Origin of the sequence: Mesorhizobium sp. M0159 (assembly GCF_040322295.1) — a bacterium.
Lineage (GTDB): Bacteria > Pseudomonadota > Alphaproteobacteria > Rhizobiales > Rhizobiaceae > Mesorhizobium.
On record NZ_JAMYTF010000093.1, the window covers coordinates 1 to 10,532 of the forward strand.

Consider the following 10,532-nt stretch of genomic DNA (forward strand, 5'->3'; position numbering starts at 1 on the left):
GAGAAGGCCAGCGCACCAACCGAGGAGCGGCCATGACCACGCTACTGCAAATCTCGCTGGCGAAGCTGCCAGCCGATGCAAGACGTGTTTGTACAAGGGAGTATTTGGCAGCATGATGGCACGATCGAGCGCGGAACTCCAGGCGAGACGTGAGAGCGCGCTACCGCGTGGCGTTGCATGTGCGTTTCCTGTATGCGCTGAACGCGCCCAAGGCGCGGAGATTTGGGACACGGAGGGCCGCCGATATATCGATTTCATCGGCGGCATGGGCGCGCTTGCGGTCGGACATTCGCATCCGCTGGTGATTGATGCAGTCAGAACGCAGCTGCAGCGCTTCACCCATACATTCTTCGGCAGCATACCCTATGACGGCTACGTGCGGCTCGCGGAACGCCTCAATGCGATAGCTCCGTTCCCCACGCCGGCGAAAACCCTGCTTGTCACCACTGGCGCAGAAGCGGTGGAGAACGCGGTAAAGATCGCTCGCGTCCACTCGGGCCGAAGGGGTGTTGTCGTCTTCAGCGGCGGTTTTCACGGACGCACGTTACTGACCCTTGCGATGACCTCACAGCTCGACCCATACAAACGCGGCTTCGGCCCCTTCCCCACAGATGTCTACCACGCGCCCTTTCCTTCGGCCTATCGAGGCCCTAGCGCAGACGAGGCCCTTCAAGCGCTTCGAGACCTGTTCGAGACGCAGATCGAGCCCGACCAAGTTGCAGCCATGGTGATCGAGCCGATCCAGGGTGAAGGTGGTTTCCTGCCGGCGCCGCGGGAGTTCCTACGCGGTCTGCGCGCCTTGTGCGACGCGCACGGCATCGTCCTGATCGCGGATGAGGTCCAGTCCGGCTTCGCTCGCACCGGCCGGGTTTTCGCTATTGAGCATTCAGGGGTGGAGCCGGATCTTGTAGTGCTGGGAAAGAGTTTCGGTGGCGGACTCCCAATCGCCGCTGTGATCGGAAAGTCCTTGATCATGGACGCCGTCCCCCCAGGCGGCCTCGGAGGCACCTACGCGGGGAATCCGCTTGCATGCGCAGCAGCACTTGCCGCCCTGAACGTGCTTGAGGAGGAGAACCTGGCTGCCCGCAGCATGGAAATCGGCGAGCGCCTTACCACCGGCTTCCGCACGCTAAACCTGCGGACCAATTGCCCAATTATCGGTGAGGTGCGCGGATTGGGCGCGATGATCGGCATTGAATTCGTCGACGATGCAATGTCCCAGCAACCGGCGACAGCGCTGACGGCGAGACTCGTGGATGACGCCGCGATACACGGTCTTCTGCTCGCCTCGGCCGGACCCGCGCATAACGTCATCCGCGTCCTTGCGCCGCTTACAGTATCGAACGAGATCATCGACGAAGCCTTGGCTATTTTTGACGAGTCGCTTGCGCGGGTGGCCTCCCTCGCCACACTGGATTTATATGATGCCGACGAGATGGCGATGCCGCGCCTGGAAAGGTAGCCGCAGATCTGATTGGCGAGATCGCGAGGGCGCTGGCTGCTAAGCTGGGGTTAGTCATCTTCGACGACCCCTTTCACTCCCCGGAATTCGGCGGGAAGGAGCCCGCGAATTTGACTCTAGCCTAGTTCCCATCCATAAACGGCAAGCCTCTGAATTTGCTTAACAAATCGCGGTACTTGGCACCGGCAAAGTCGGGCGGTTTCAGGTACGCTTTAGTTTCAAGCGACTGATTCGGCCGCAACCTGGGAAGACATCAATCTCGTGCTGCTGGCGTGCGCCCGCCTGGAGGGGGTCGAAACCGGCAGCGTCATGCGGCTCGACAGCACGGTCACCGCGGCGCTGATCCACGAGCCGAGCGACAGCAGCCTATTGTGGGATGCGTGCGGGTGAGGGTGCGCTTGTTGCAGCAGGCGGATACACTCGGCAGCGCCCTCCTGTGGCACGATCATTGCCGCGCGGCGAAGAAGCGGGCCCGGACGATCCAGTATGCCCGCGGCCGCCCCAAACGGGTCAAGCACTGCCGCGAGCTGCTCAAGATCACCCGCAAAACGCTGGGCTATGTTGAGCAGGCGGCGGCGCACTGCCCCTGGCGGCGGGCCCGGCCGGTGAACTGTGGCAGGTCCACATCCGCCACTACCGTCCGCTGATTGAACAGATCTTCGCCCAGACAGAGCGGCGGGGCCTGGCCGGCGAGGCGGTGCAGGCCGGCGACAAGCTGGTCAGCTTGTCGAGCCGCATGCCGACATCATCCTCAAGGGCAGCCGCGACGTCGATTATGGCCACAAGCTCAATTTGACCACCGGCCGAAGCGGGCTCCTTGACCTCGTCATCGAAGCCGGAAACCCGGCCGACAGCGAACGGTTCTTGCCGATGCTGGAGCGCCACATCGGCATCTGGGACCAGGCGCCGCGGCAGGCAGCGGCCGACGGCGGCTATGCCAGCCGCGAAAATCTGCGCCGGGCCAAGGCGTGCAGCGTGCGCGACTTGGCCTTCCCCAAGAAGAGCGGCCTCAAGGTCGAAGACATGGTCAAAAGCAATTGAGTCTATCGGTCTATCGCAAGCTGCGCAACTTCCGCGCCGGCATCTCCTGCCTGAATCGTGCCTACGGCTTGGGGCGCTGCACCTGGCGCGGGCTCGACCAATTCAAGGCCTATGTCTAGTCCTCTGTGGTGGCTTACAATCTCGCGCTCACCCGCATCAAACCGGTCTGACGGCACTCATCGGGTCGCGCTCAGTGGCACGCCGGCGGGCGCCGGCCGATACTCTATGCTGGCACGGCCGCTGCGAATGCTCTCGCTCGCGATCTGCACGCCTCGTGCCATCACGCGCTGCCAAGCAGCACCGATTGCGCGGCCAAAACCACTCTTGAAACCTCAGAAAAACCGGCCTTTATGGATGCGCACTAGTCTAGATTTCCTCCAGACCGTCAAGACCATGGCCAGCCACTTCCCTGGTTCCTGCCGATCTGCGCAGCTTCACCGGCCGCGATCCGCTGGAAGGCGAGGTCAAAGCTTTGACGACTTCGTGAAAATTTAATTCCCTGATCTGGGTCGACGCGCTGACGGCGCCGACCCGGGCGGGAACGACTTCGGTTCCGGTGAATTGAGATCGCGAGCGAACTCCTTGACCTCGTCGCGTTCTGGACAAGCTGTTCACCGTCATCTGCGCTGATGCGTGTCTCGATGCGTCATACGTCGCGCAGCCCGCGCACGGTGGCCGAGACATTGAGCATGCAACCTCCTTGGGTGTGGTGACTTCAGCAAACCTCCATCAGCGTCCAACGGCCGCCGCTCTCAGCAAATTTGAACCTTTCAGCACGTAGCCAACAAGACTATTGCAGAAATTTCTTAAAACTTTCACCCAAGGAACGCGCATCCTAGGAGATCATGGTCCCACGTTGTTGTGGGCGCCGCTCAGTTATAAGTTGGCTCGGAAAAGGAAGCTTCTCATGCATATCCTAGAAACGCCGCGGCTATTCCTAAGGCCGCCGTCGCACAGCGACGAGCTTCTTCTACATGGACTTTATAGCGATCCTTTCGTGGTAAACGCCGTCGGAGATGGAGTCTATCCAACGATAGAGCAGTCGAAAGCTACACTGCTTCGGGTTATCAATCATTGGCGGCACAATCGTTTCGGCTTATGGATGGTATTCGTCAAAACTGAAGCCCAACCCAGAAAATTCGCCGGCTTGTGTGGATTGATGCGCTGCGGCCCGAACCTGCCCGAAGATCCAAATACAGTGGAACTCATATACTACCTCCACCTTGCGGCCTCCGGGAAGGCGATAGGCCCAGAGGCCGGCAGTGCAGCAGTCCAATTTGCTTTCGAGTACTTGGCGCTTGAGAAGGTCACTGCATTCATTCGCCCAGGGAACAAGCGTTCGCTTCGTGCAGCTCCGAAAGTCGGCTTTTTCCATATCGGAGACAAAATGTACAATAACATGATAATGAGATGTTTCGAGATTTATCCTATGGCGGCTGTAAAGTCCGATCATTTACTCGTCTCTTCCTACGCCGATCCGGAAGTTATTCCAAATCAGTAGTGGCGCGATCAAACAGCATTGCTCGGTGCGCTGCTTACCCCTTATGAATTTGGTACAATCGTTAGCACTGACGCGCCCGAGGGCGGCCGTCGCGCAGCGAAACCGCGGCCCCGTAGAAATCGCAATTTTCTGCAAGCTGAACTGGTGGAGGAAGGATCCGAGAAGTCGTACTACCTGCCTGTAATAAGTAGCTCGCAGCGGGCAGATTCCAGTTTCGGAGCGGGTGAGATCGTGCCTGACATCGTTACCCTGTCCAAGTCGTTGTCGGGGATCGGAACGCCGATGGCACTTGTTCTCATCACGCCTGAACTTGATGTTTGGGCGCCTGCCGCGCACACGGTCCGGACGCTCTACTGAGGCAGGATCGATCCCTTGTCGCTTCGTCTTCAACGATGAGAGTGTGCTGCAGAGCAGCGGAAGGAGTTCAATATGAACTAAGACCGTAGCGTAAAGCTGCGTGAATGATGGGGGACGGCCCCCCGGGATCGGCTTTCAGGAGCAGGTCTCAAATTAGTCCAAGCTGCTGCGGTAAAGAGCCGTGGTGGTGAGCGTTGGATGAAAAGTTCGGACGAGATCCGAGCAGGTGGGTGTCCGAAAGACGAACGAAAGTGAACCCTTCGAAGACGCGTCGTTATGAACGTAGGTGTCGCCGAAAACAGGACCGTCTCGTCATCCTGGGACAAGTCCGCCGGGCGCCTGGATGACAGGGCGGGCGGCGACCGGCGTTGAGGCGTGAGTCGGACACAGGCATTCGTGCGGAACTGCAGGAACCAGGCTCCTGGTGCAAAGGGAGAAGCTCAAGCGGGCCAAACCGCAGGGCGAGAGTACCGATGCAGGAGACTGGGGCGGACCGGCCCGTATGGGCGTTGAAGGCCCTGTAATGGGGCCGGAGCAAAGGGGTCGGATCAGGTGGTCGTATTGTTTGGAACAACTGGAAACAGGATGACTTCAGAAGACGGGCAGACCCTGAGATGTTCGAGAAGGACCTTGCAGGAAACCTCTACAAGGTCTGGAATCGGATGTCCTCAGGGACGTACTTCCCACCGCCGGTTCGCGCTGTCTCCATTCCGAAGAAGAGTGGGGGCGAAAGGGTGTGCCGTCAGTGATCGGATCGCACGGATGGTCGTCAAGCGTAAGACCGTATGTCCGCCTCTGCCGGTGAGGTGGCTCGCCCTACACTGCGCGTCCGAGGGTTGCTCGGGCGGTCCGAGCCGCTCCTTATCACAGGAGGACGAGCCGTGACAGATTATAGGGATGCATTTGTCGGAATCGATGTCGCGAAGCTGAGGAACGCCATCGCGATTGCGGGCGCCGGTCGGGAGGGAGAGGTTCGCTTCCTTTGGCGAGGTCGACGCGTCGGATGAGAGCATGCGCCGAGTTATCCGGCGGATCGCCACCAAGTTCGATCGGGTGTATTTCTGCTACGAGGCCGGCCCGACCGGCTATGGTCTCTATCGGCTGATCCGATCGCTGGGCCATGAATGCATTGTGGTCGCGCCATCGTCGATTCCAAGGAAGCCCGGCGATCGAGTGAAGACAAACCGTCAGTGGTCTGTGGATGATAAGGCGCGGATTATCGCGGAGACGCTGGAGCCGAACGCAATCATTTCCGAGGTCGCCCGTCGGTATGGCCTTAGGCCGCAGCAGGTCTTTGCCTGGCGCCGCGAAGCGCGCAAACAGGCTGCTTCGGTGCGGCAAGATTCTCCTGCCTTCGTGCCGGCGGTTGTGGCGGCGGCGGAACCTGTAGCCAGCCGTTCACCGAAGCAGCGGAAACGGCAAGCCCCTCGAGATGCCGGCTTAATCGAGCTTGAGATCGACGGTATCGCGATGCGCGTAGGCCGCGGCGCCGATACCAAGACGGTGGCTGCTGTAATCCGCGTGAAGGCGACGTCGTGATCGGGCCGACGGGTGCGGTCAAGGTCATGGTGGCGACGAAGCCAGTCGACTTCCGCAAGGGCGCGGAGCGGTTGGCGGCGCTGGTGCGAGAGATGATGGGCGCCGATCCGTTCTTATGTGTCGGGCGAGATTATGTGGCGGAGCTGCGCAGATGCCCGCCAAGCCTGCCAAGCCTGGAATCCTCCGCCACATAATATTTCGTGTCTCTCACGGGCGCGGGGTTCCTCTGCGCCGCAATGTCGGAGGATGCTCGAGTTCTATTTTTCGTATCGTGGGGTGCTCAAGCGCCTGCGTAGCGGTGCGCTCGGTGGCGAGATGGATCGCATCGCGAAGCATTTTTTCACGCTTGGTTACAAGCGAGCGTCCGCCAAGATTTACCTGAGCCGCATAGCGCGCTTTAGCCAGTTTGCCGGGCCGCGCAGTGGTCCGATGCCGATCCCTCAAGATGTCATCGATAGCTATTTATGCACGTTTACTACGGATACTCCGCGCATTGGGGCAGGATCGGCGCTGGGACACGCACGGCGAGTGGCTCCTGAGCGTTTCATTATTTCCGTTCCAAGTGTAGCGGATGATCCGGTTGCCCCACTTCTGGCTTCCTTTTCGGACTATCTGCGCAAGGTGCGGGGCCTGGAGCCGAAGACCCGCGAAGGCGTTCTTCTGGGCGGCCGCCGCTTTCTGGATTGGTTCCGCCATCACCATCCCGGCCAAGATCTCCAGGCGTTGACGGCTGAGCATGTCCTCGCTGCTATCGAGTATCGGCTGTCGCTATCGGCGACCTCCGGCACCCGCACGGCGGCGATTTCTCACATCCGAACATTTCTTCGCTTTTTATGTTGGGCTGGCCACCATGAACAGGATCTCGCCCGCGTCGTCCCAAGGACGCCCCATTGGCGTTTGGCACATTTGCCGCCGCGCCTTGCATGGGATGACGTTCGGCGCGCAATCGATGCGATCGGCGCAACGACGCCAGTCGACATCCGCGATCGAGCCGTCCTGTTGCTACTCGCCACCACGGGCATTCGCAACGGCGAGCTTCGCGCCATTCGGCTGCAGGATATCGACTGGCGTGCTGGCGAGGTTTTTGTCCGGCGCACCAAGGGCAAGCGTGATCGGGTGGCACCGCTCCTCGAGGAGACCGGCGCCGCGCTCGCCGACTACATCCTGCGCGCTCGACCGAAGGTGGATAGTCCGACTGGCAGCATGCGGGCTTCAAATACATCCGACAAAGACCAAGATCGTCTATTGCAAAGACCAAAGGCGCAGGGGGGAATACCCGAATGTCGTGTTCGACTTCCTCGGGTATCAGTTCCGGCCGCGACGCGTGGCGAACACACGGCGAGATGAGTTCTTCTGTGGTTACACGCCTGCGGCCAGCCGAACGGCAATGAAGTCGATGGGGCCACGATCAAAAGCTTGAACATCCCGCGGCAGACGCCGGGGATGCTGGCTGAAATCGCCCAACAGTTCCTTCGCGGATGGATAGCCGATTATGGCCGCTACAGCCGTTCGGCCCTGTCCACTCTGGCTGATTACGTCAACCGGAAGCTCAGGGCGGGGATCATGCGGAAGTTCAAGCGTTTTCGGTTCATAAGACGCGTGCCAGCCTCTTCGTGAGAAAGCTGGCGCGGGAAAATCCAGGACTGTTTGTGCACGGGAAGGCGTTCGGAACGAATACGTTTGCCTGATGGGAGCGGTGTGAATCGAGAGGTTCACGCACCGTTCTGCGAGAGGCCGGCAGGTGAAATCCCTCCGGCCTACTCACCCTTGGACGAAGACAAACATGGCGCCGCTCAGGGATCGGGCGCCGCAGGTGTGCGGATCAAAGCCAGAGTGCCGCACGTTCTTGCGATACCATGACAACCATGACCTCCTGGTCGCGCTAAGCCACGACCGCTTCGAGGAGCTTTGGGTGCAGGACCTCGTCCCAGCAGGCCAGTCGGGTTCGATCCTTCCACGTTCGGAGCGGCAGTTGGGGCAAGTACTTGGCGGTTGTATCGGTGTGCTCCTGGGCGATGCCGGGAGCGCAGACCGGGTAGATGACACGCTAAACAATAGTTCCGCTGCCTCGTCAGGCCATGAGCCGCAGCCTCGAGGATGCGCAGCTCCACTTCAGTGCGCCAATAGCCGCGCGAACTGTCGGAAATCATATGGTCGACTTTGATCAGCGTGCAGTGGTCAATAGCGCGGCATGCGCGGCATCAACCACATCGACGCGAACGCATCGCTGGGGGCATCGTGACGTTCCGGGAACCATCGCGTTTAATGGTCCTGAAGACATCGGATGCCTTGGAAAGGCTGGTTGCCAGCACGCTGTAGATGTCTTCGCCAGCGCTGGTAAGCATCACGCCGGTTCCTCGCATCATAAACAGCGGAACACCAAGGTCGTCCTCAATGGCCTTGATCTGCCGACTGATCTCTCCCGATGTCACGCCCAGCTCGGAAGCCGCAAGTTTGAATGAGAGATGGCGTGCCGAGGCCTCGAATGCCGTGAGAGCAGTCAATGACGGGAGATCGTAATACTGAGGAACCACTTAAGACTCCAAATCAGATTGGGAGTGGCGAACAAGCAACAGGGTATCCGCTCGTCCTCTGGCCCATAAAGAACCGCCACCATTTCGGTCACTCAGACCATCCTTCGTAACGGAGTGCGGCCGTCCGCCGTGAGCCGAGCAAGTTGCGTGCCGTTTTAGTTGCACGACTTCCGCATGCCGACGGCCTGCCCCTGCGACCTTTCGTCAGGTTTCCGACATTCTGATCCAGCTCCCGACATAGGGATTGTGGATAGACATGCACGGGACTGTCACATTGACGATGAGATCCGGCCACCGTGCGGAGTATGAAGAGGCCCATACCATCGTTTCCCTGCCGAGGTGGTCAGCGTGGGGCCAGCCACGACACGATTCCCGTAGCGAGAAGTTCGGACATAGCCTAGCTGCGGCCGGTATCGGCCTTGCGGCTCGCCAGGACCGGCACGGTAGTGCCGTCAGCATGCAGACGCTTGGCAGCAAGCACATGCGCCTCGATCAACGCGCGCACCGGCTTCAGCACCACGGCACAGGCGCCCACCTAGTCCGAGCCTGGAGAGGCTCAGATGGATGGCCCCCGTGGTGACAGCGCGCTCCGCCGGTCAACGGCTAATGCTGGGGAACCTCTCAAACAGGATCATCGCCAACAGGTTCGGCCCGGCAAAGCCGCGCGACGCCACATTGGAAGGGTCCAGGCGGCTGCGTGATCGCCTCGCATACTGGCGCGGGATGACCTTCATTTCTCGGTGACGTCCTCGCCAAGCTCGGCCAGTCTGGCCCTTAAAGTGCCGCAGGCAGTGTCACGTGAGTAATTGCCTGTCCGCTCCATCACGCTTTGGCCAAGTGAGCGTAACTTGCTGCGAAACGCCCGAATTTGTGCTCGCCGCACGTCATCGGCTTGTAGCGAAGCGGATTGCTGTCCGTGACACAAGAGGGCAATGGTTCAATGATCGCATCGAAATCAGCGTCGATAAAGAAGGGGATCGAATATCGCTCGCGGCCCGAGATATTGACCACGCGGTGCATGTTCGCCAGATAGAGATCGTTCGTGAGCCGCTGAATGAGGTCGCCAATGTTGATTACGAATGTGCCGTGGATCGGAATGCCCTCGACCCAATCGCCATCTCGGTTCATGACCTGAAGACCACCCACGTCGTCCTGCGCAAGGATGGTCAGATTGCCGTAATCTGTGTGGGCGCCAATACCGATAATCTCTTCGCCAATATAGCCACTCTGCGGCGGGTAGTGAAGCAAGCGCTGAATGCTGATCGGTTGCCGCATGAGGCTTTCGAAATAGCCTTCCGACAGGTCCAGACTGAGCGCAATGCCCTGCAATAGTTTTTTCGCGAGGTCCACCATCTTTTGATGGTATCCGTATGTTAGTTCCCGAAACTCGGGCAGATTTGAGGGCCACTGGTTGGGGCCAAAGAACGGACGTTCCAGCGTCGAACGTTCAGGTCCGAAGTCAAAGCACTCCTTCAGGTCTTTCGTTTTGCCCGGATCGGTGTTCTCCCCGAACGGCTCAATGTATCCGCGCAGGGCCACATCGGATCTGCTAACATGCAATGTCATCTTCTGCGAAATGGGCAGATCAAAGAAGCGACGGCTCACATCGAATACAGGATCCACAAAATCCTGAGCAATGCCGTGGTTCTTCACATACATGAACCCAGTGTTCGACAAGGCCCAACGTATCTCCTTGGCCACCTTCTGTTTGTTGCTGCCATCGAGAAGCGGCGCTATATCAACCAGGGGGATCTTGTCAAAGCTTTCGCGTTTCGCGCGCAGCTTGTCGTCCAGTCTGACCACGAGATCCTTAGACATGAATACACCTTTGTTTGACAATGTGAGTCGGCACAACGATTTCGGGCCATTTTCTTATTTGACTGGCAGCGTGAAGAACCGTAGGGAAGCCTGAATAGGCTGTGCCGAGAATTCTTTTCGAGGTGCCGTGCTCAATAAGGTAGAAGAACCCGAACTCCTGGCAGGGCATGCGTAGGCACTCGCGCTCTTCGTTGTCGTCTTGCATCGGCTGGCAGCTTCGCCAGCGAGATTTGCAGTAGCGTGGTCATGGCCGCTCCTCGGTTGGTGCGCTGGCCTTCTC

Annotated in this window: 7 protein-coding genes and 6 pseudogenes; 10 read left to right on the top strand and 3 right to left on the bottom strand. The window is 59.4% G+C overall.

All coding sequences use genetic code 11. The features are described 5' to 3' along the window. The first annotated feature begins 112 nt into the window (after positions 1-112). The 10 genes and pseudogenes from gabT to NKJ32_RS34335 all read left to right on the top strand — a co-directional run bounded on the left by gabT (position 113) and on the right by NKJ32_RS34335 (position 7,517). Entirely contained in the window at positions 113-1,462 is a 1,350-nt protein-coding gene (gene gabT / locus NKJ32_RS34290; RefSeq protein WP_352830308.1) for a 4-aminobutyrate--2-oxoglutarate transaminase, read from the top strand. A 234-nt stretch (positions 1,463-1,696) separates the two neighbouring features. Next, a pseudogene (locus NKJ32_RS34295) lies at positions 1,697-2,622 on the top strand (ISNCY family transposase); the annotation flags it as partial. Positions 2,623-3,410: 788 nt separating this feature from the next. Further along, positions 3,411-4,004 carry a GNAT family N-acetyltransferase gene (locus tag NKJ32_RS34300; RefSeq protein WP_352830310.1) on the top strand — a complete coding sequence of 198 codons (594 nt, stop codon included), beginning with the start codon at positions 3,411-3,413 and terminating at the stop codon, positions 4,002-4,004. 210 nt (positions 4,005-4,214) lie between these two features. Next, positions 4,215-4,343: pseudogene (locus tag NKJ32_RS34305) on the top strand (diaminobutyrate--2-oxoglutarate transaminase); the annotation flags it as partial. 629 nt (positions 4,344-4,972) lie between these two features. Continuing rightward, a pseudogene (locus NKJ32_RS34310) lies at positions 4,973-5,138 on the top strand (group II intron reverse transcriptase/maturase); the annotation flags it as partial. Positions 5,139-5,242: 104 nt separating this feature from the next. Next, positions 5,243-5,561, top strand: a pseudogene (locus NKJ32_RS34315) (IS110 family transposase); the annotation flags it as partial. After that, positions 5,559-5,900, top strand: coding sequence for an IS66-like element accessory protein TnpA (tnpA, locus tag NKJ32_RS34320; protein ID WP_352830323.1), 342 nt, complete (start codon positions 5,559-5,561; stop codon positions 5,898-5,900). The pseudogene NKJ32_RS34315 and the gene tnpA, both read left to right, overlap by 3 nt. Before the next feature lie 26 nt (positions 5,901-5,926). Next, positions 5,927-6,013 (top strand): annotated as a pseudogene (tnpB, locus tag NKJ32_RS35680) (IS66 family insertion sequence element accessory protein TnpB); the annotation flags it as partial. 133 nt (positions 6,014-6,146) lie between these two features. Further along, on the top strand, positions 6,147-7,247 hold the full coding sequence (locus tag NKJ32_RS34330) for a tyrosine-type recombinase/integrase (RefSeq protein ID WP_352830316.1): 1,101 nt from the start codon (positions 6,147-6,149) through the stop codon (positions 7,245-7,247). 96 nt (positions 7,248-7,343) lie between these two features. Further along, a complete protein-coding gene (locus NKJ32_RS34335) occupies positions 7,344-7,517 on the top strand; it encodes a group II intron maturase-specific domain-containing protein (RefSeq protein WP_352830326.1) in 174 nt (57 codons plus the stop codon). A gap of 584 nt (positions 7,518-8,101) precedes the next feature. On the opposite strand, the gene NKJ32_RS34340 is transcribed toward NKJ32_RS34335, so the two are convergent. From NKJ32_RS34340 to NKJ32_RS34350, 3 genes and pseudogenes are all read right to left on the bottom strand, one after another. Continuing rightward, positions 8,102-8,404 (bottom strand): LysR family transcriptional regulator, encoded by a 303-nt coding sequence (locus NKJ32_RS34340; RefSeq protein WP_352830319.1) that lies wholly within the window; start codon positions 8,402-8,404, stop codon positions 8,102-8,104. 433 nt (positions 8,405-8,837) lie between these two features. Further along, positions 8,838-9,221 (bottom strand): annotated as a pseudogene (locus NKJ32_RS34345) (IS66 family transposase); the annotation flags it as partial. 35 nt (positions 9,222-9,256) lie between these two features. Next, complete coding sequence (locus NKJ32_RS34350) at positions 9,257-10,252, bottom strand: isopenicillin N synthase family dioxygenase (protein ID WP_352830320.1); 996 nt, start codon at positions 10,250-10,252, stop codon at positions 9,257-9,259. Between the last annotated feature and the right edge of the window lie 280 nt (positions 10,253-10,532).

Bases quoted from the DNA above. Each gene is read 5' to 3' on its own strand.
- NKJ32_RS34350 (WP_352830320.1), bottom strand. From the start codon at position 10,252: ATGTCTAAGGATCTCGTGGTCAGACTGGACGACAAGCTGCGCGCGAAA.
- NKJ32_RS34330 (WP_352830316.1), top strand. From the start codon at position 6,147: ATGCTCGAGTTCTATTTTTCGTATCGTGGGGTGCTCAAGCGCCTGCGT.
- NKJ32_RS34300 (WP_352830310.1), top strand. From the start codon at position 3,411: ATGCATATCCTAGAAACGCCGCGGCTATTCCTAAGGCCGCCGTCGCAC.
- gabT (WP_352830308.1), top strand. From the start codon at position 113: ATGATGGCACGATCGAGCGCGGAACTCCAGGCGAGACGTGAGAGCGCG.
- NKJ32_RS34335 (WP_352830326.1), top strand. From the start codon at position 7,344: ATGCTGGCTGAAATCGCCCAACAGTTCCTTCGCGGATGGATAGCCGAT.